Origin of the sequence: Paraburkholderia youngii, assembly GCF_013366925.1 — a bacterium.
Classification (GTDB): domain Bacteria; phylum Pseudomonadota; class Gammaproteobacteria; order Burkholderiales; family Burkholderiaceae; genus Paraburkholderia; species Paraburkholderia youngii.
In genome coordinates this window covers 62,181-82,042 of record NZ_JAALDK010000001.1, presented here as the reverse complement: position 1 = coordinate 82,042, position 19,862 = coordinate 62,181, and the positions used below count along the sequence as shown (strand labels likewise).

Sequence of the window (19,862 nt, the reverse complement as noted above, 5' to 3'; positions counted from 1 at the left end):
TTGCGGACTCTCGTCCGGATAAGGTTCAGGCCGCGCGCGAGCCGCTCTGGTTGGCCGCGTTCGCGTTCGTGTTCGACTCACCAGGTAGCGCGGTCGAGCTCTGCGGCAATGCGAGGCTCAGCACCGACTGCTCGGTCGCGTCCTTGCGCGCGAGCTCCCCGGAAATGCGGCCCTGGCGCATCACGACGATCCGGTCGGACACGCCGAGCACTTCCGGCAATTCCGACGAAATCATCACGATCGCGCAGCCGCGCTCGGCGAGCTGATAGATCACGTTATAGATCTCGTGCTTCGCGCCGACGTCGATGCCGCGCGTCGGTTCGTCGAGAATCACGACTTTCAGATCAGGCTCGGCGAGCCAGCGCGACAGAATCGCCTTCTGCTGATTACCGCCCGACAGGAAGCGGATCTTCTGCCGGCGATGCGGCGTCTTGATCTTCAGCAGCTTGATGAAACGGTCCGCCGTCTGCGCCTCTTTCTTGCGATCGAGAAACACGCCCGCGCGCAGATAGTGACGGCGGCAGCTGATGTTGATGTTCTCCGCGACGCTCGCCATCGCGACGATGCCCTCTTCCTTGCGATCCTCGGGGCACAGCACGATGCCGTGTTTGATCGCCTCGCCCGCGCTGCGCACCTTGATCGGCTTGCCGTCGAGCACGAGTTCGCCGCCCTTGCGATGCTCGGCGCCGTACACCAGATGCATCAGCTCGCTGCGGCCCGCGCCGACGAGTCCGAAGAAGCCGACGATCTCGCCGCGCCGCACCTCGAAGCTGGCCGGCTGCGCGAGCGGATGACCTTCGATCGCCTTCGCCGCGAAACGCACTTCGCCGAGCGGCCGCGCCGTATAGCTATAGATGTCCGAAATTTCGCGCCCGACCATCTCACTGACGATCGTGTCGCGCGACACGCCTTCGAGCGTCGGATGCGACGCGACCTTGCGGCCGTCGCGGAAGATCGTGCACGCGTCGCACAGCTCGTAGATCTCGTCCATCCGATGCGAGATGTAGATCATCGCGCGATTGTCGGCGCGCAGATCGCGCACCAGCTTGAACAGCACCTCGGTCTCGCGATGCGACAGCGAGCTGGTCGGCTCGTCGAGCGCGATCACACGCGCGTTGCGCATCAGCGCCTTGCAGATTTCGACCATCTGCCGCTGCGCGATCGACAGCTTGCGCAGTTTCGCGTTCGGATCGAGCGCGACGCCCATCGCTTCGAGCCGCTCGCGCACGAAGCGCTTCGCCTCGCGCTTGTTGACCCAGCCGAGAGAATTGGGCAGCTGGCCGAGCAGCAGGTTCTCCGCGACCGTGAGGTCGGGCACGTACTGAAGTTCCTGGTGAATCACCGCGATGCCGGCACCGATCGAGGCGGCCGCGCTCGGAAAGCGCACCTCGTTGCCGTCGATCATCATGCGGCCCGAATCGGGCTGATACTCGCCGCCGAGAATTTTCAGCAGCGTCGATTTTCCCGCGCCGTTTTCGCCCATCAGGCCGTGCACCTGGCCGACGTTGACGTCGAAGGACACACCGTCGAGCGCACGCACGCCTGGAAAAACCTTGCCGATATTGTCAAAACGTAGCGTCGCTGACACTTCGCCTCCTCATCCCTCATGTAGACCGTACGCGCGCCGCCCTCCGCAACTGGCAGAGAAAGCGGCGCGCCGGCGGTGTACTTCATGTCACCGCAAGACCCGCGATTACTTCGACGCGAGGCCCATCTTCTCGCGCACTTCGCCGACGTTGTCGCGCGTCGCCAGCATGCCGGTCGTGAGCGTCAGCAGCGGCGGCTCCTTGCCCTGGGTGATCCACGAGTACATCAGTTCCGAGGTTTCCTCGCCGTGGCGCTTCGGGCTGATGATCACGGTGCCGAAGAAACCCGTCGGCTGCGGCTTCTTGAACTCGTTCAGCGCGGAGTCCGAGCCGCCGATGCCGATACCGATCATGTTGTCGGCCTTGAAGCCACGGCCTTCCGCCGCGCGCACCGCGCCGAGCACGCCTTCGTCGTTCAGCGCGTAAGCGACCCAGTGCTTGAACTGCGGGTTCTTCGTCAACGCGATGTTGGCGGCGTTGAAAGCGTTTTCGGTGTCGGTCTTCGCTTGCGGCGCGGTGACGATGTTCGCTTTCGGAAAGCCCGCGGCGACGAGGGCGTCGGTCGCGCCGGTGGTGCGGTCATGCGCGGTCGGCAGCTGCTCATAGGTCACGTCGATCGCGCCGACGTCCTTCATGTCCCAGCCGCGCTTCTTGATTTCAGCCGCGATGCCGTCGCCGACCTGCTTGCCGATGTTATACGCCGAGATGCCCATATGCGGCACCGCTTCGATCGGCTTGCCCGCGCCGTCGACGAGGCGGTCGTCGACCGTCATCATCTTCAGGCCGTCGGCCTTCGCCTTCGCGACGATACCCGGCCCGAGCTTGACGTCGGGCGTGCAGATCACGAAGCCCTGCGCCTTCTGCGCGGCGAGGTTATCGATTGCGCTCATCACCTTCTCGCCCGACGGCGCGCCGATTTTCACGAGCGTGAAGCCCTTGTCCTTGGCGGCGATCTCGGCGAACTTCCATTCGTCCTGGAACCACGGCTCTTCCGGTTGCTTCACGACGAAGCCGATCTTGACCGTATCGGCTGCCTGTGCGACCGGCGCATTGAAGAGCACACCCGTCGCCGCCGCTGCCAGCGTGAGGAAAATTCTACGTTTCATGATGCGTGTCTCCTGACTAATTGATAACGAGAAGGTAATCGGCCGCGTCTTCTTATACCGGTCCTGACACACGCGGCCAGCGCGTCGTCCGGTGTTCTGTGCGTCTCTTCGCGATGCGAATTCAGTCGTGATACAGCGCCGAGCGGCCGCCATCGACGGTGATGCAGCTCGCGTTGATGAACGGCGCCTCGTCCGACGCGAGGAACACCGCGGTCATCGCCACCTCCTCCGGGCGGCCGATGCGCTTCATCGGTTGCAGATCGAGCGTCGCCTGCTGCGCGGCGGCCGGATCGGGCTGCTCGTTCCACCAGTCGTGCGTCAGCTGCGTCTCGATGTAGCCCGGCGCGATCGCGTTCACGCGCACGTTGCACGGCGCGTACTCGATGCCGAGCGCGCGCGTGAGGCCGATCACGCCATGCTTCGCGACCGGGTACGGAAAGCAGCCCGGAATGATCTTGAACGCGTGGGTCGACGCGATGTTCACGATGCTGCCCGCGCCGCGTTCGACCATCCCCGGCAGTACCGCGCGACAGCCATTCCACACGCCGTCGAGATCGACCGCGAAGCAGCGCCGCCAGTCGGCGTCGGTCATCGTCAGCGGATCGCAAAACACGTTGATGCCCGCGTTGTTGACGAGGATGTCGAGCACACCGAACGCGCGCTCGCCTTCGCTCACCGCATGCCGCAGCGACGGGGGTTGGGTCACGTCGGTCTGCACGGCGAGCACGCGCGCGCCGGCGCCGAGTTCCGCCTCGATCCGCGCGGCCGTGCGCTGCGCCGTGTCGAGATCGAGTTCCGCCAGCACGACCGCCGCGCCCTCGCGCGCGAACGCGAGCGCGATCGCCGCGCCGATGCCGCGCCCGGCGCCGGTCACGAGAGCGGCTTTGCCGGCGAGCCGGTTCATTTCTTCGCTCCTGCGCGAGCGATCCGCAGACCGTTGATGAACGCCTTCGCATGCGACGCGGTCACCGCCGCGCTCTGGCCCGGCTTGTACAGCGCCGAGCCGAGGCCGAAACCGTTGGCGCCGGCGCTCAGGAACGGGCCCATGTTGTCCGGGTTGATGCCGCCGACCGGCACGAGCGGCACCTGCGCGGCGATCACCGCGCGCCATGCCTTGACGACCTGGCAGCCGAGCTGCTCGGCGGGGAACATCTTCAGCACGTCGGCGCCGTTCTTCAGCGCGATGAACGCTTCGGTCGGCGTCGCGACGCCGGGCGCGCAGGCAAGGCCGCGCGCCTTCGCGGCGATCACGACTTCCGGGTCGCTGTGCGGCATCACGACGAGCTCGCCGCCCGCCGACTTCACTTCGTCGACGTAGAGCGGATGCAGCACGGTGCCCGCGCCGACGATCGCGTCGGCCGGCAGCACCTTGCGGATCGCGGAGATGCTGTCGAAAGGCTGCGGCGAATTGAGCGGTACTTCGACGATGCGGAAACCCGCTTCGTACAGCGCTTGACCGTGATCGGCCGCGTCGGCGGGCGTGACGCCGCGCATGATCGCGATCAGCGGACAGACTTCGAACGCGGCGATCAGACCCGCGTGCGGCATGTACGGTCCGGGCAGATTGATATGTGGTTGCATGTCGGTTCCTTGTTTCGTGAGCGTCGTAAAGGGCTCTACCGCCGGTCAGCCCGCGCGCGCCGCCTGCGCGGACGGCTGCACGAGCCCCGCTGCTACGGCAACGCGCCACAGGCCGCGTTCGGTCGCGTGCCTGACCGGCTCCGCGCGCAGACAGCCGAATTGCGCGAGCGCGAGGCGGTAGCGCTCGCACAGCGCGTCGTTGCCGATCAGCCGCAGACTCTGCTGAGCGAGCGAGCTGCCTTGCTGCGCGAGTACCGCTTCGAGGCCGGCGAGTTCGTGTCCGATCAGCAGGCCCGACAGATAGTCGGGCTGTGCCTCGCTCGACAGCGCGCCGGTCAAGCCGAGCGTGCGCGTGCTGAACACGGTCGCGAGCACGCCCGCCTGACCTTTCTCGCGCGCGATGTTCACGCCGCGCAAAAATGCTCCGGTATCCGGCCGATCGGGCGTGACCATCGTGCGGCCGAGAATGGTGTGCTCGCGCAGCGCGGCGAATACCTCGCCGGTCATGAAGGTATGAAAACGCTCGATGCGCTCCGCTTGCACGACCGCCCATTTCGCGTGCGTGCCAGGCAGGCCGATCAGTGAACGGGCGTTGCTGTCGACCGCGCTCGCGTCTTGCGCGCCGTTCGCGTCCGCGCTGAGCGCGCCGAAAATCTGTGTCTCCTCACCGCGCATCACGTTCGGCAACTCGCCGCGTTGCAGCACGCCCGGCACGATGTGCAGCGTCGCGCCGCGCGCGGTCGGCACGCGGACGATGCCGGCCACCAGCGCATCGGCGTTGGCGGGCGTCTCGACATACGGCGCTTCGAGCCAGCCTTGCGCGCTGCCCACCATCCCCGCCGCGATCACCGGCACGCCGCGCGCGTGCTCGAGCCACGCGCCGCAGGCGTCGTCGAACGCCGCGTCGAAGCCGCTCTCGGCCGCGCTGCGCGGCAGATTCATGATGCCGGCCGTCGATGCGCGCGTCGCCAGCACGCGACCGTGCGCGTCGAACAGATAGGCGCGCAGCGACGTCGTGCCCCAGTCGAGCGCGATCAGCGCGGCATGCGTGAAATCGACGGCGGCGGTATCTGTGCCATCGGTCGCGTCCGGCTCCCCGCCCGAGGTGGGCGCGGCGGGCGCCTGGTGGTTCGCCAGCGTGGCGGTGCCCGCTTGTTTCATCGCTTGATCCTGCGCGTGGCCGGTTGCGGTGCGCGCCAACCAAGTTCTTCCGAAATCGCGCGCGCCTCGCGCTGCACGACCGGAATCAGTTCGTCCATCCGTTCGAGCGGCATATACGGAATCGTGCTCGCCACCGACAACGCCGCGACGATCGCGCCCGACGCATCGCGCACTGGCGCCGCGACGCAACGGATCGACGCTTCGTTCTCTTCGAGATCGAACGTGTAGCCGCCGGCCGCGTAGTTCGTCATGCGCTGCAGGAAGGTCGGCGCGTCGGGGCGGTTGTCGGGCTTGAAGCTGACCCCCGCGAGCGCGCGGCGCGACGCGTCGAACAGCGACTGCCATGCGTCCGGCGCGAGGTCGAGCATCATCGCCTTGCCGATGCCGGTCGACGCGAGCGGCATCCGATGGCCGACGCGCGAGCGCATTTCGAGGCCGCGCGTGCCAGGGATCTTGTCGATGTACAGCACGTCGTCGCCATCGCGCACGCCGAGGTGGATCGTGTCGAGCGTCTGCTCGGCCAGCGACTGCAGATGCGGACGCGCGACGGCCGTCAGCGGCATCTGTTCGAGCGCGATCGTGCCGAGCTCGATCAGCTTCGGCCCGAGCAGATAGCCGCCCTGCACCTGACGCAGATAGCGCGCCTGCACGAGGCTGCTAACGAGTCGATGCGTGGTGCTGCGGGTGGTGCCGAGCGCGGCGCCGAAGCTGCGCAGATCGCGCACGCCGGCCGCCGCCGCCTCGAGAATCGCGAGGCCGCGCAACAGTGTCTGTGTGCCGGCCTGCTGCGGCGTGATTTCCAGCAATGTGACCGGCAGCCCGAGTCCGTCGACGGTTGCCGCGCGCTGCACCGGGCGCGACGCCCTCGCGGTAGCGGACGCACTGGCGGCGACATTGGCGGTGACGGCTGAAGCCTCGCGCGGCGCGGGATTCGCGGCACTGTCCGGCCCGCCGTTCGACCCCGGCGCCGCCTCGGCCGGGCTAGCCCCGTGAGTAGGCATCGCTTTGTTCATGGCGATTCGCTTTCCGATGGTTTCTGCGCTTAGCGCGCGGGGCCGGAGCACAGGGCGGGAATGCGTGCGGCGCCGCGCTCGCGCGGCTGCTGTGGTTGGCTGCCAGACATGTTGGCCTCGTCTCCGGTTTTTCTGTCGCAGTTCGCTGTTTCGGCGCGCTGGAGCGTCTACTTGCGATGCATGTTGGCTTGGATTGTAGGGCGACTTTTGAGAATCACCAATATGTGAATGTTGAGTCCAGATACTGAGATTTTAGTTGGCGATCAACCGTTTAGCGAGACGCCATGCCCCTGCGAAAAGACACAAAAAAACCCGCGCGAGGCGGGCTTCGGAACCGAAAACCAGGAGATCGACGGCGCTTTTCAATCCGGCAATTCGGCCGCGCCCATCCGCCGCGCGATGACTCGCGCGCGTTGTGCGAGATACGCCGAATTCCGGTGTTCATCGAAATATTTGGGGCGCGGCAGCATCACCGCGAGCCGCGCGGACTGCGCGGCCGTGAGTTTGCTCGCCGAGGTCTTGAAATAGTACTGCGCGGCCGCCTCGGCGCCGTACACGCCGTTGCCCCATTCGACCGAGTTCAGATAGATCTCGAAGATGCGCTGCTTGTCCATCAGCGTTTCGAGCATCCACGTGATGATCAGCTCCTGGCCCTTGCGGATATAGCTTTTCTCGCGCGACAGGAACAGATTGCGCGCGAGTTGCTGCGAGATCGTCGAGCCGCCGCGCACGATCCGGCCTTGCGCCTTGTTGCGCTCCCATGCCTGCAACATCGCGTCGGTTTCGTAGCCCTTGTTGTTGACGAAGTTCGCGTCCTCGGACGCGATGATCGCGCGCTTCAGGTTGCGGGAAATCTGCTCGTACGGCACCCACGTGCGCTGCACCGACAGATCCGGCCGGTCCTGCGACAGACGCCACGCGTCCGAGCGCATGAACGCGGTCGAGCGCGGATTGACGACGTTCCAGATCGCGATCTGCGCGAAGTAGTACGCCTGCGTCGCGAGCCAGGCGATGGCCACGACCGCGATCAGCCAGGCGAGCCAGCGCAGCGGGCCGGCCTGGCCGCGCGAACCGCTGGCGCGCCGCGTCGCTGTCATGGTGCGTGCTGTCCGCGCGCTGACGTTATGCGGGCGACGGCGCCGTCAGCAGCGCCCGCAATTCGGCGAGCACCGGCGCGCCATCGGGGCGCACACCGCGCCACACATAGAACGATTCGGCCGCCTGCTCGACCAGCATGCCGAGACCGTCGGCGCCGCGCGCGCCGAGCTTCGCCGCGTGCTGCATGAAGACAGTTGGATGCGCGCTGTACATCATGTCGTAAGCGAGCGTGCCGTTGCCGAACGCGCGGTCGTCGCACTCGGGCAGCGACGCATCGAGGCTGCCCGCGGTCGCGTTGACGATCACGTCGTACTGGCCCGCTTCGATCGCGCGGGCGCTGCCGCCGCTCAGCCGGCAGCGCGCGTCGCCGGCTGCCTGCGCGAACTGATCGACCAGCGCCTCGGCCTTCTGCGCCGTGCGGTTGACGATCGTCAGCGTATGCGGCGCGCGGTCGAGCATCGGCAGCACGACACCGCGCGCGGCCCCGCCCGCGCCGAGCAGCAGGATGCGCGCGCCTTTCAGCGACACCCCGAGATTCACCTCGATGTCGCGCACGAGGCCGAAGCCATCCGTGTTGTCGCCGTAGATGCCGTCGGCGTCGACCCTCAGCGTGTTTACCGCGCCGGCCGCCGCCGCGCGCGGCGACAGCGTGTTCGCGAACGCATGCGCGTCGAGCTTGAACGGCACCGTCACGTTCAGGCCGCGCCCGCCCGCTTCGATGAACGCGCGCACGTGCGGCACGAACGCGTCGACCGGCGCGAGCAGATGACCGTACTCGATCGGCTCGCCGGTTTGCGCGGCGAAGCGGCCGTGGATGAACGGCGACTTGCTATGCCCGACCGGGTTGCCGATGACCGCGTAGCGATCGCGCGTTGGGTTGCCGTTCATCGTCCCGGCTCCGTGATGTGTTGGTCGTTGTCGGCGGTGTTCGATGCGTCGTTGCCGTTGCCGCTGCCGTTGCCGTTGCCGCTTGCCGCGGATTCGTCGGCGCCGGGGTTGTCGTTCGGATTACCGCCGTCGGCTTCCGCTTGCGCCTCCGCTTCGCTTTCGGCGCTGTCGTCCGCTGCGTCGAGCAACTCTTCGTCGCCCTCGTCCTCGCCTTCTTCGGCTTCGGCGCCGCTCGTCACGGTCGGCGCATCGAGCACGTGCAACAGACGCACAGACGCTTCGATCGTCAGTTCGTCGATCGACATCACTTCCAGCTGCAAACGCGTGCCGCGCGCATGCACGCCGAGACCCGGCACGTGCAGCAGCAGCGGAATTTCCTCGAGACGCACGAGATCGCCCTTCACAACCGATGCGACTACCTGCTTGCGGTTTTCCTGCCTGAGCCAGCGCAGACACCAGAAGTACTCCATGCGGCGCTGGTAGTCGGCATATGCGGTGTAGGTGTCGTCGAAGCCCTGCACGACCGCGAACAGATCGGCGTCCTTCGGCTTGAACGGCGCGGCGAGCTTGGCAGTCACACCATGCTGCACGCACGCGATCAGCTGCCACTGGTTCACGAGGTCGACGTAGCGGCGCAGCGGCGACGTGCTCCAAGCGTATTGCGAGACGCCGAGCCCTTCGTGCGGCGCGGCGTTGGTCTGCATGCGCGTGCGCTTCGGGCCGCTTGGCGCGCCGAACGCGCGCTGCGTGCGATAGATGCCCGGCACGCCGTGATCGTGCAGGAACGCGCCCCACGACGAGTTCGCGAGAATCGCCAGCTCGGCGACGATCGTGTCGAGCGGCGAGCCGCGCCGGCGCGGCGTAATCGTGATGTGCTCGCCGTCGACGTAGAAATTGAAATCGGTATTGCGCTGCACTTCGCGACGCAGGCCGTAGCCGGCGCGCGCGGTCTGGCGCTTTTCGAACAGCGCCTGCGCGAACGGCCACAGCACGGCGATATCGTCCTTGTGCGGATACTCGCCGGTGCCCTCGGCGAGCGCCTCCTCGGTGACGACTTCGTCGAGCGTGTTGTGGCGCAGGTTGCTCTTGACGAACACGCGCTCGGCGCGCGTTTCGCTCGCGACGATCTCCTGCGTCTCGCGATTGACGATCACGTACAGCGATAGCGCTGGCCGATAGTCGCCCTCGCCGAGCGTGAAGGTGTCGACGACGCTGTCGGGCAGCATCGTGATCTTGTCGCCGGGCATGTAGACCGTCGACAAACGCGCACGCGCGATCGCATCGACGTCGTCGCCGCGCTGGATGCCGAGCGCCGGCGCGGCGATGTGCACGCCGATCCGCACACGGCCGTCGGCCAGATGCTCGACCGAGAATGCGTCGTCGATTTCCGTCGTGGTGATGTCGTCGATCGAGAACGCTTCGACGTCGGCCTGCGGCAGATCGTCGGGCACGTTCGCGGCCGCAACGGACGGGAAGCCGGTGCCATGCGGGAAGTACTCGGACAGGAATTTCGCTTCGTGCAGCGCGCGCGGCGACGCGATCGCGCCGCATTCGAGCATCAGCCGCGCCTGCGAGATGCCGCGCGCGGCCGCGGCGTTTTCGAGCGCCTTGTACTCGATCGTGTTCTTGTCGGGCTTAGTCAGGAGCGCGAGGCCCTTGCCGCCCGCGAACGCTTCCGGTAGACGGCCTGCCTTCAGCTCTTCTTCGTACTGCGCCTGCACGAGCGCCTGCTGGCGCTTGCGCTCGAGACCCGCGAGCGCCATCTTCAGCTGCTCTTGCGGCGCGCGCTGGTACATGCCGCGGCCCTTGCGCCGGAAGTACACCGGCGAGCCGTGCATGCGCAGCACCAGCGCCGCGCGCTCGACCGCGCCGAAGCTCGCGCCGAAGTACTCGGCGCCCAGCGTCGCGAACGGGAATTCATCGTCCGGCGCGCATTCCCACAGGAAGTCCAGATCGATCTCCTGCGCCAACGTGTCGGCCTGCTGCATCAGTTCGGCCGCAGTGGGTTTCTCGAACTCGATCAGCACATCCTTCGCGCGCACCTTCGCGCGCCGGCCGCCCGGCAACTCGACCTGAAACGCGTCACCCTGACGCGACAGCACGCTGCCGGCCTTGAAACTGCCCGATTCCTCGAAGAAAACGTTCACTCAATACTCTCGTTCTGACTTGCATCTGCCGGCGCGCCCGACGCCCTGTGGCGATCGATCACTGCATGCGCGGCACGGCAACCTGTTCGTGATAGTGAATCCGCGGCGCGCACTGCGCGTGCCAGCGGGTTGAATCTTGCGACCAGCGGTTGCGGTCGGTGTGTCTTTACGGCTGATGTCCTTGCAGGCATCGGTGCCGCCGCCCTGGCGCGCCGTCAGGCCGCCGCGCGCGGCGCCGGCGGCTCGACGTCTTCGCCGTCGCAGAAGGCCAGCACGTCGTCGAGGTACTGCGCGAACTCGCTGATCGCATGGTCACTGCCCTCGATCAGCGTGGTGCGCGCGCCCGGATAGTGCGCGAGCATTTCGCGGTAGTCGAGCACTTCGTCGCCGGTGGCTGCCATCAAATAATAGCGTTCGGGCCGCGTGATCGACGCGACGCCGAGCGCGCGCAATTCGTCCAGATGATGCGGCTCGACGACGATGCTGCCGCCGCCATGCCACAACGGCTGCTCGCCGAGATACGCGCTCAGGTCGCGCTGCGGCACGACCGCCGGGTTCAGCAGCACGGCCGGCCAGCCGTGCTTCTCGGCCAGGTGCGTGGCGAAGTAGCCGCCCAGCGAACTGCCGATCACGGTCACTTGTCGTGCATCGCCCTTCGCGCGTGCGTCGGCGACCAGCGATTCGGCGAGCACCACGGTTTCGAACGGCGACACCGGCAGCATCGGGCAGCACCACTCGTCGGCGCGGCCCAGTTCGGCAAGACGCGCCGCGAGCAGACGCGCCTTGAACGAATTCGGCGACGAACGGAAACCGTGCAGATAGAGAATCACGACGCGCCTCGCGTCGAAAGACCGTCGAGCAGCTTCTGATGCACGCCGCCGAAGCCGCCATTGCTCATCACCAGAATCTGATCGCCGGGGCGCGCCGCGTGGACCACCGCTTTCACGAGCGCGTCGAGGTTGTCGAACGCCTGGGCCTTGCCGTCGAGCGGCGCGAGCGCTTCGCCGAGGTTCCAGCCGAGCGCGTCGCGCCCGCTCGGCGCACCGTAGCCGAACACGAGGTCGGCGTCGGCGAGGCTTGCCGGCAGTTGCGCTTTCATCACGCCGAGCTTCATCGTGTTCGAGCGCGGTTCGAGCACCGCGAGAATTCGCGTGTTGTCGCGACCGACGCGCGCACGCAGCCCGGCCACCGTCGTCTCGATCGCGGTGGGGTGATGCGCGAAGTCGTCGTATACGGTCACGCCGTCGACGCTGCCCCGCACTTCCATGCGGCGCTTCACGTTGCGGAAGCTCGACAGCGATTTCGCGGCCTGCGCGGGCGGCACGCCGACGTGGCGGGCGGCGGCAATCGCGGCGAGCGCGTTCATGCGGTTATGTTCGCCCTGCACCTGCCAGTCGACCACGCCGACGCGCTCGCCGTTGTGATAGACGGCAAACCGTTCGTCAACGGGCACGCCCTGCTCCGCCGGCTGGATCTCCCAGCCACCCTGGACGCCAAAGCGCTCGACCTCGCTCCAGCAGCCGCGCGTCAGCACGCGCTCGAGCGCGTCCTCGCGGCCGTTCGTGACGACCCGGCCGAGGCGCGGCACCGTGCGGATCAGATGATGGAACTGGGTTTCGATCGCGGCGAGGTCGGGGAAGATGTCGGCGTGATCGAATTCGAGGTTGTTCAGCACCGCCGTTTTCGGGCGGTAATGGACGAACTTCGAACGTTTATCGAAGAATGCGGTGTCGTATTCGTCGGCTTCGATCACGAAGAAGCTCGAATCGGTGAGCCGCGCCGACACGCCGAAATTCAGCGGCACACCGCCGATCAGAAAGCCCGGATTCAGGCCTGCGTCTTCGAGCAGCCAGGTCAGCATCGAGCTCGTGGTGGTCTTGCCGTGCGTGCCGGCCACGGCCAGCACCCATTTGCCGTTCAGCACGTGCTCGCCGAGCCACTGCGGACCGGACACGTACGGCAGGCCGCGGTCCAGAATCGCTTCCATTAGCGGGTTGCCGCGCGTGACCACGTTGCCGATCACGAATAGATCCGCGTTCAGGCCGTTCAGCTGTTCCGCGTCGTAACCCTCGATCAGGCGGATGCCTTGCGCCTCGAGCTGCGTGCTCATCGGCGGATAGACGCCGGCGTCGCAGCCGGTCACCGTGTGGCCCGCATTGCGCGCGAGCACCGCGAGTCCGCCCATGAAGGTGCCGCAGATGCCGAGGATGTGGATATGCATAAGCCTGTCGTGCCGTGGGGGCGTTTTTTGCGAGGGATGGGAGGCCGCAGGACGGCCGGAACGACCGTCTGCAAAGGACGCCTATTGTAACCGACACGGCGCGCGCCGCCCCTGCGGGCCACGCCCGGCGCCGCCCCGTCCGGGCCGCCCGAGCGCGTCACCCGACCGCGTCGCCAGGCCCGATCTAGTATGATGCAGGGATGGTCCGCAAATCACATTTCGATCCGCAACGCGTGCGCGAGGAAATCGCGATCGCGGCTGCGCGCCTGATTGCCGAAGACGGTCTGGACTACGCCAGCGCGAAGCGCAAGGCGGCCCGGCAGGTCGTCGGCGAGACCCGTGTCGCCGGCGAATGGCTGCCGGACAACGACCAGATCGAAGAAGAAATCCGCGAATATCAGTCGCTGTTCCAGGGCGACAGCCAGCCGGCGCTTTTGCGGCGGCTGCGTGTGATCGCGGTCGAATGGATGGAGCGGCTCGCGCCGTTCAATCCGTATCTGACGGGCGCGGTGCTCGGCGGCACGGCCGGCGAGCATTCGGACGTCCATCTGCAGGTGTTTTGCGACAACCCGAAGGAAGTCGCGATCTATATGCTGAACGCGAACATCCAGTACGACGTGTCGGAAACGCGCCATTTCGCGGGACGCGGCTATGTGGAGACGCTGAGCTTTCTGTGGCGCCCGGCAGACGATCGCAACGCCGAGCCGGTCGGCATCCACGTCGCGCTGTATGAAACCGACGACCTGCGCGGCGCGGTGCGCGCCGACGCGCGCGGCCGCACGGCGCGGGCGAATTTGCCGGCGGTGCAGGCGCTGCTCGACGGCGACCAGGTGCCGTCCTTCACCAATTGACCAGACAGAACGGAGCACGATGAACACAAGACGTATGCTGGCGGGCGCGGCCGTCGCGCTGGTCGCCGCGGGCGGCGGCGTGCTGGCCAATCACTGGCTCAATCGCGGTACCGACGTCGCGTACGCGGCGCAGGGCGGATCACAGCCTGACACCCATGCGAGCCCCGTCCAGCAGCTGTGGAGCGCGCCGGTCACGAATGTCGACGGCAAGCCGCAGTCGCTGAGCATGCTCAAGGGCCACCCGATCGTCGTCAACTTCTGGGCGTCGTGGTGTGGCCCGTGCGTCCAGGAAATGCCTGAGCTGTCGCAGATCCAGCGCGAATACGCGAAGAAAGGCATCCAGTTCGTCGGTCTCGGCGTCGACTCGGAAAAGAACATCCAGACCTTCCTGCAGAAGGTCAAGGTCGCGTACCCGATCTACGTGACCGGCTTCGGCGGCGCCGACCTCGCGCGCGCGTTCGGCAACAATGCGGGAGGTTTGCCGTTTACCGTCGTGATCGACGCAAAAGGCAACATCCGCTCGACAAAATTGGGCCAGATCGACCCCACGGCCCTGCGCCAGACGCTCGACACGCTGTAAATTTCCCCGATTTCTGACGCTGCGCTTTTGGCACCCGCTTGCGTGCAGAACGAGCGAAAATGCGCGGATAATCCCCGAATTTGAGTGAAGTTCGGCTCACGGCTGGGCGGCGGGCCGCCCCGGCCGTCGCCGCGTACGCGCACGAAACTAGACAAGTTTCTCTAATCAGCGCTAAAGTGCGCGCAATTCCACGGAAAAAGAAGCGACCATGACGCGCCTGCTGGTACTGCACGGACCCAACCTCAACCTTCTCGGTACCCGGGAACCCGAGGTCTACGGTCGCGTGACCCTGCCGCAGATCGATCAGGCGCTAGCGGACCGTGCAGCCGATGCAGGCGTCGAGCTTGCGTCGTTCCAGAGCAATCACGAAGGCGCGCTGGTCGACCGCATTCAGGCGGCCCGCACCGAGCAAACCGATTTCATCCTGATCAATCCCGCCGCGTACACGCATACCAGCGTGGCAATTCGGGACGCACTAGCGGGGGTTGGCATCCCGTTCGTCGAGATTCATCTGTCGAACGTGCATCGCCGGGAACCGTTCAGGCATCACTCGTATTTCTCCGACCAGGCAGAGGGCGTAATTTGCGGCCTCGGCTGGAAGGGGTACCTGTACGCGCTCGAATTCGCGCTCGACCGGCTCACCGCCGGCACGTCGCGCGGCTGAATCCAAACACGTCCAATTTGAGCCGGCTACTGCACGTTTGCACGCGCCGGCACACTACGCATTGAAAGGGGCACCCTGATGGATCTACGTAAACTCAAAACTCTGATCGACCTCGTCTCGGAGTCCGGTATTTCCGAACTCGAAGTGACCGAGGGCGAAGGCAAGGTCCGCATCGTCAAGAATGCGCCGCCGGTTTACGTCCAACCGTCCGCCTCGTACGCTGCACCGCAATTCCAGCAAGCCGCGCCGGCAGCAGTCGAAGCGCCGGCCGCCGCGAACGCTCCCGCTACGCCGGCAGCCGCCGCGCCGCAGGGTCACGTCGTCACCTCGCCGATGGTCGGCACGTTCTACCGCGCGCCGTCGCCGGGTGCCGATCCGTTCGTGCAGGTCGGCGACACGGTCAAGGAAGGCCAGACCATCTGCATCATCGAAGCGATGAAGCTGCTCAACGAGATCGAGGCGGACAAGTCGGGCGTGGTCAAGGAAATCCTCGTCGAAAACGGCCAGGCGGTCGAGTACGGCCAACCGCTGTTCGTGGTCGGCTAACGCGGCACGCACCATTCGCCGCCCGCGCGCCGCTCATCCCGAGGCGCGCGACCGGTCCTCTGCGGCAGCCGGCGTCTTGACCGACCCGGCGCCCATTGATGAGTCGAAAACCCGCTATGTTTGAAAAAATCCTCATTGCCAATCGTGGCGAGATCGCGCTTCGTATCCAGCGCGCCTGCCGCGAGCTCGGCGTCAAGACGGTCGTCGTCTACTCGGAAGCCGACAAGGAAGCCAAGTACGTGAAGCTCGCCGACGAGGCGGTCTGCATCGGCCCGGCCCCGTCGAATCTGAGCTATCTGAACATGCCCGCGCTGATCAGCGCGGCCGAAGTCACCGACGCGGAAGCGATCCACCCCGGCTACGGCTTCCTGTCGGAGAACGCCGACTTCGCCGAGCGCGTCGAGCAGTCCGGCTTCACCTTCATCGGCCCGCGTCCGGAAACGATCCGCATGATGGGCGACAAGGTCACCGCCAAGCAGACCATGATCAAGACCGGCGTGCCCTGCGTGCCGGGTTCGGAAGGCGCGCTGCCGGACGATCCGAAGGAGATCGTGAAGATTGCCCGCCAGATCGGCTACCCGGTCATCATCAAGGCGGCGGGCGGCGGCGGCGGCCGCGGCATGCGCGTGGTCCACACGGAAGCGGCGCTCGTCAACGCGGTCAACATGACCCGCGAGGAAGCCGGCCGCGCGTTCGGCAACCCGCAGGTCTACATGGAGAAATTCCTCGAGAACCCGCGGCATATCGAAATCCAGGTGCTGGCCGACTCGTTCAAGAACGCCGTGTGGCTCGGCGAGCGCGACTGCTCGATGCAACGCCGTCACCAGAAAGTGATCGAGGAAGCGCCGGCGCCGGGCATCGCGCGCCGTCTGATCGACCGCATCGGCGATCGTTGCGCGGATGCGTGCAAGAAAATGGGCTATCTCGGCGCGGGCACATTCGAGTTCCTGTACGAAAACGGCGAGTTCTACTTCATCGAGATGAACACGCGCGTGCAGGTCGAGCATCCGGTGACCGAACTGATCACAGGTGTCGACATCGTGCAGGAACAGATCCGCATCGCGGCCGGCGAGAAGCTCGCGTTCCGTCAGCGCGACATCCAGTTCCGCGGCCATGCGATCGAATGCCGGATCAACGCCGAAGATCCGTTCAAGTTCACGCCGTCGCCGGGACGCCTGACGTCGTGGCATATGCCGGGCGGTCCCGGCATCCGCGTCGATTCGCACGCCTACAATGGTTATTTCGTGCCGCCGAACTATGATTCGATGATCGGCAAGCTGATCGCTTACGGCGCCACGCGCGAACAGGCGATCAGCCGGATGCGCATCGCGTTGTCGGAAATGGTGGTCGAAGGCATTCAGACCAACATCCCGCTGCACCGCGAGCTGATGCTCGACGCGAAGTTCGTCGAAGGCGGCACCAGCATCCACTACCTCGAAAACCGGCTGGCCGCGCGTCAGCAGGTCGCGGAAGAAGCGTAAGTCATGAGTTATCGGGAACTGGTCGCCGAACTGGCGCGCGAGCACGCGGAGGAGTTGTCCGACGCGCTGCTCGAGCTGGGCGCGCTGTCCGTGTCGGTCGAAGACGCCGACGCCGACACGCCCGACGAGCAGCCGCTGTTCGGCGAGCCCGGTCTCACGCCGGATCGCACGGCGTGGCAGCATTCGCGCGTGATCGCGCTGCTCGCGCCGGAGCACGATCCGGCCGTGCTGCTAACCGCCGCGACCAACGAAATCGGACTCGATTCCGCGCCGGCCTATACCGTGCGCGAGGTCGAGGAGCAGGACTGGGTGCGGCTCACGCAGTCGCAGTTCGATCCGATCCAGATCGGCGAGCGCATCTGGGTCGTGCCGTCGTGGCACGATGCGCCGGACCCCGACGCGCTCGTGCTCGAACTCGATCCGGGCCTCGCGTTCGGCACCGGCAGCCACCCCACCACGCGTCTGTGCATGGAGTGGATCGAGCAGTCGGTGAAGCCCGGCCAGTCCGTGCTCGACTACGGCTGCGGCTCCGGCATTCTCGCGATTCTCGCGAAGAAGTGCGGCGCCGATCCGGTGATCGGCATCGACATCGATCCGCAGGCCGTCGAATCGGCGCGTCACAATAGCGAGCGCAATCACGCCGAAGTCACCTATGGCCTGCCCGATGCCTGCCCGGCCGGCGAATTCGACGTGGTGGTCGCGAACATTCTGTCGAATCCGCTGAAGCTGATGGCGTCGATGCTGTCGTCGAAAGTGAAGCCGGGCGGTCGCATCGCGCTGTCGGGCATCCTTGCGCGCCAGGCCGACGAAGTCGCGCAGGTCTACGCGCGCTGGATCGATATCAGCGTGTGGCGCGAACATGAAGGTTGGGTGTGCCTCGCCGGAACGCGCCGCGAAAGCAATTAGAATAAGGCGTATTGTCAACCTAACGGCCTCTGGCTCAACGGCTCGATATGCACCTGGCGACGCGTTGCCCCTTCTGCGAAACTGTTTTCCGTCTGCAACCGGCGCAGCTTGCTCAGCGCCGCGGCCTCGTGCGGTGCGGGCACTGTCAGGAAGTCTTCGACGCGTCGAGCAGTCTGTTCGACGTCCCGGAAGGCGGCGATTTTTCCACGGCCAAACCGGTTGCCGCCGCGGCGGCGATCGAAGCGCTGTCGGGAGTGCGGCAACCAGGCCCGGACTTTAGTGGTGACGCATGGGCCTCGGGAGCACCGGCTCCGGAACAGGACTCCACCAGCATTTCACGCAGCACGCTCGACTCCCGTTTGCGCGACCACGCGAGCAGCGTGCCGCTCGCGCCGCTGCCGCTTGGCGGCACCGGGCACGCAACCGTCAAGTCGGGCACGCCGCGCCAGGCCACCGAACCTGAACTGCGCGCTGGCGCTTTCTCGGCACCGCTACCCGCGGACGATGAGCCGACGCTGGCCGACGCGCCGCTCGAACCGTTCGCCTATCCCGCCGACGAAGCGGTCGATGAACCGCCTGTCGCCCCGCCCTCCGCGCCTGCTGCCCCACCGCGAGTCGAAGACGAAGCGCCGCGCGTCTGGCGCAAGGTCGAACGCCCCGAACCGTCCACGCTCGACGAACCCGCGCGGCGCGAGCCAGCAGGCCTGCATGACATGCGCGACAACGAACCGCATTTCGGTGCGGCCGGCTTGGGTGCGGCCGGCTTAGGTACGGCCGGTTTCGGCGCGGCCGCGGGCGCTTCCGGCGCCGGCGGCCCTGGCGGCCCGCGCCCGCCGGGAGGTCCGGCGCCCACCCCATCGAGCGGCGAGCCGTTCTCGGTCAATCCGCCGATCAGCGCTGGCGACGATCCGTTCCCGGTGATGCGCGAAACCCGCCCGGTGGACGCCGGGCGCGTCGGCTGGATCGTCGCCGGCGTGGTGCTCGCCGCGCTGCTGGTCATTGCGCTGCTCGCGCAACTCGCGTGGTGGCAACGCGAGACCATCATGGTCAACGTGCCGCGCTCGCAGATCCTGTATGCGCAGGCCTGCGCGCATCTCGGCTGCCAGCTGACGCCGCCGCACGACATCGAAGGCTTGCTGGTCGAGCCCTCCGATCTGCGGCAGATCGACGGTCCGCACAAGCTCGAGCTGAAGATGCCGCTGCACAACCGCCTGAACATCGCGCTCGCCTATCCCGCGATCGAACTCACGCTGCTCGACGATCAGAACAACGTCGCAGTGCGGCGCGTGCTATGGCCGCAGGATTACGTGCCACCCGGCACCGTGATCGCGGCCGGCCTCCCCGCGCACGCGACGCAGACGATGATCGTGCACCTCGACACCGGCACCGCGATCGCCTCCAATTTTCGCGTACAGATTTTTTATCCGTAACGCACCCTCGCGCGCCCGCTCCCGAGCGGGCGCATCATTGTCGTCACTGACGCCCTTTTCGGAGCACAACACATGAGTCAAGTCACGCTGGGTGGCAACCCGATCGAAGTAAGCGGCACGTTCCCGTCGGTCGGCCAGCAGGCCGCCGCATTCTCGCTGGTCGGCCGCGACCTGAAGCCGCTGACGCTCGCCGACTTCGCCGGCAAGCGCAAGGTGCTCAACATCGTCCCGAGTCTCGACACGCCGACCTGCGCGACGTCGACGCGCAAATTCAACGAAGCCGCCGCGAAGCTCAGCAACACGGCCGTGATCGTGGTGTCGGGCGACCTGCCGTTCGCGGCGTCGCGCTTTTGCACGACCGAGGGCATCGAGAACGTGGTCACCGCGTCGACGTTCCGCGGCCGCGAGTTCGCGCAGGCGTACGGCGTCGACGTGACGAGCGGTCCGCTGACCGGCCTGACCGCGCGCGCGGTCGTCGTGCTCGACGAGAACGACAAGGTCGTGCACGCCGAGCTGGTCGGCGAGATCAAGAACGAGCCGAATTACGACGCAGCGCTCGCCGCGCTGAAGTAAGCCCTCTCGCGCGCGAACGACGGCGCCGCG

The 19,862-nt window shown here is 66.6% G+C and carries 19 protein-coding genes; 8 read left to right on the top strand and 11 right to left on the bottom strand.

Annotated elements, in window-relative coordinates; translation table 11 throughout:
• Positions 1-25: 25 nt before the first annotated feature.
• The 11 genes from araG to mpl form a co-directional block, all read right to left on the bottom strand.
• Positions 26-1,588, bottom strand: coding sequence for an L-arabinose ABC transporter ATP-binding protein AraG (gene araG / locus G5S42_RS00375; RefSeq protein WP_176105036.1), 1,563 nt, complete (start codon positions 1,586-1,588; stop codon positions 26-28).
• 105 nt (positions 1,589-1,693) lie between these two features.
• Positions 1,694-2,692, bottom strand: a complete 999-nt coding sequence (locus G5S42_RS00370) for an arabinose ABC transporter substrate-binding protein (RefSeq protein ID WP_176105035.1) — start codon at positions 2,690-2,692, stop codon at positions 1,694-1,696.
• 121 nt (positions 2,693-2,813) lie between these two features.
• Positions 2,814-3,596 carry an SDR family oxidoreductase gene (locus G5S42_RS00365; RefSeq protein ID WP_176105034.1) on the bottom strand — a complete coding sequence of 261 codons (783 nt, stop codon included), beginning with the start codon at positions 3,594-3,596 and terminating at the stop codon, positions 2,814-2,816.
• Entirely contained in the window at positions 3,593-4,273 is a 681-nt protein-coding gene (locus tag G5S42_RS00360) for a 2-dehydro-3-deoxy-6-phosphogalactonate aldolase (protein WP_176105033.1), read from the bottom strand. Before G5S42_RS00360 ends, G5S42_RS00365 begins: the two co-directional genes overlap by 4 nt.
• A gap of 45 nt (positions 4,274-4,318) precedes the next feature.
• The gene (locus tag G5S42_RS00355) at positions 4,319-5,434 is read right to left on the bottom strand and encodes a 2-dehydro-3-deoxygalactonokinase (RefSeq protein WP_176105031.1); all 1,116 of its coding nucleotides are present in this window, start codon (positions 5,432-5,434) and stop codon (positions 4,319-4,321) included.
• Positions 5,431-6,447, bottom strand: a complete 1,017-nt coding sequence (locus G5S42_RS00350) for an IclR family transcriptional regulator (protein WP_176105030.1) — start codon at positions 6,445-6,447, stop codon at positions 5,431-5,433. The genes G5S42_RS00355 and G5S42_RS00350 overlap by 4 nt, the downstream gene beginning before the upstream one ends.
• A gap of 362 nt (positions 6,448-6,809) precedes the next feature.
• On the bottom strand, positions 6,810-7,544 hold the full coding sequence (mtgA, locus tag G5S42_RS00345) for a monofunctional biosynthetic peptidoglycan transglycosylase (protein WP_176105029.1): 735 nt from the start codon (positions 7,542-7,544) through the stop codon (positions 6,810-6,812).
• 25 nt (positions 7,545-7,569) lie between these two features.
• Entirely contained in the window at positions 7,570-8,433 is an 864-nt protein-coding gene (gene aroE / locus G5S42_RS00340) for a shikimate dehydrogenase (RefSeq protein ID WP_176105028.1), read from the bottom strand.
• Positions 8,430-10,580: a ribonuclease catalytic domain-containing protein gene (locus G5S42_RS00335; protein ID WP_176105026.1), complete on the bottom strand. Its 2,151-nt coding sequence runs from the start codon at positions 10,578-10,580 to the stop codon at positions 8,430-8,432. Before G5S42_RS00335 ends, aroE begins: the two co-directional genes overlap by 4 nt.
• A gap of 215 nt (positions 10,581-10,795) precedes the next feature.
• The gene (locus G5S42_RS00330) at positions 10,796-11,410 is read right to left on the bottom strand and encodes a YqiA/YcfP family alpha/beta fold hydrolase (protein WP_176105024.1); all 615 of its coding nucleotides are present in this window, start codon (positions 11,408-11,410) and stop codon (positions 10,796-10,798) included.
• Entirely contained in the window at positions 11,407-12,801 is a 1,395-nt protein-coding gene (gene mpl, locus G5S42_RS00325) for a UDP-N-acetylmuramate:L-alanyl-gamma-D-glutamyl-meso-diaminopimelate ligase (RefSeq protein WP_176105023.1), read from the bottom strand. The genes G5S42_RS00330 and mpl overlap by 4 nt, the downstream gene beginning before the upstream one ends.
• 200 nt (positions 12,802-13,001) lie before the next feature.
• Here mpl and G5S42_RS00320 point away from each other — a divergent pair, with 200 nt between their 5' ends.
• The 8 genes from G5S42_RS00320 (at position 13,002) to tpx (ending at position 19,832) form a co-directional block, all read left to right on the top strand.
• Entirely contained in the window at positions 13,002-13,652 is a 651-nt protein-coding gene (locus tag G5S42_RS00320; protein WP_176105021.1) for a UDP-N-acetylmuramate--alanine ligase, read from the top strand.
• A gap of 19 nt (positions 13,653-13,671) precedes the next feature.
• Positions 13,672-14,232: a TlpA family protein disulfide reductase gene (locus G5S42_RS00315; RefSeq protein ID WP_176105020.1), complete on the top strand. Its 561-nt coding sequence runs from the start codon at positions 13,672-13,674 to the stop codon at positions 14,230-14,232.
• Between the two features lie 208 nt (positions 14,233-14,440).
• Complete coding sequence (gene aroQ, locus G5S42_RS00310; protein ID WP_176105019.1) at positions 14,441-14,896, top strand: type II 3-dehydroquinate dehydratase; 456 nt, start codon at positions 14,441-14,443, stop codon at positions 14,894-14,896.
• A 78-nt stretch (positions 14,897-14,974) separates the two neighbouring features.
• On the top strand, positions 14,975-15,442 hold the full coding sequence (gene accB / locus G5S42_RS00305) for an acetyl-CoA carboxylase biotin carboxyl carrier protein (RefSeq protein WP_176105018.1): 468 nt from the start codon (positions 14,975-14,977) through the stop codon (positions 15,440-15,442).
• 116 nt (positions 15,443-15,558) lie between these two features.
• Positions 15,559-16,923 (top strand): acetyl-CoA carboxylase biotin carboxylase subunit, encoded by a 1,365-nt coding sequence (gene accC, locus G5S42_RS00300; RefSeq protein WP_013090569.1) that lies wholly within the window; start codon positions 15,559-15,561, stop codon positions 16,921-16,923.
• A gap of 3 nt (positions 16,924-16,926) precedes the next feature.
• Entirely contained in the window at positions 16,927-17,829 is a 903-nt protein-coding gene (prmA, locus tag G5S42_RS00295; RefSeq protein WP_176105016.1) for a 50S ribosomal protein L11 methyltransferase, read from the top strand.
• A gap of 47 nt (positions 17,830-17,876) precedes the next feature.
• Positions 17,877-19,259, top strand: a complete 1,383-nt coding sequence (locus G5S42_RS00290; protein ID WP_176105015.1) for a zinc-ribbon and DUF3426 domain-containing protein — start codon at positions 17,877-17,879, stop codon at positions 19,257-19,259.
• 72 nt (positions 19,260-19,331) lie between these two features.
• Positions 19,332-19,832 carry a thiol peroxidase gene (tpx, locus tag G5S42_RS00285; RefSeq protein WP_176105014.1) on the top strand — a complete coding sequence of 167 codons (501 nt, stop codon included), beginning with the start codon at positions 19,332-19,334 and terminating at the stop codon, positions 19,830-19,832.
• The last annotated feature ends 30 nt before the right edge of the window (positions 19,833-19,862 follow it).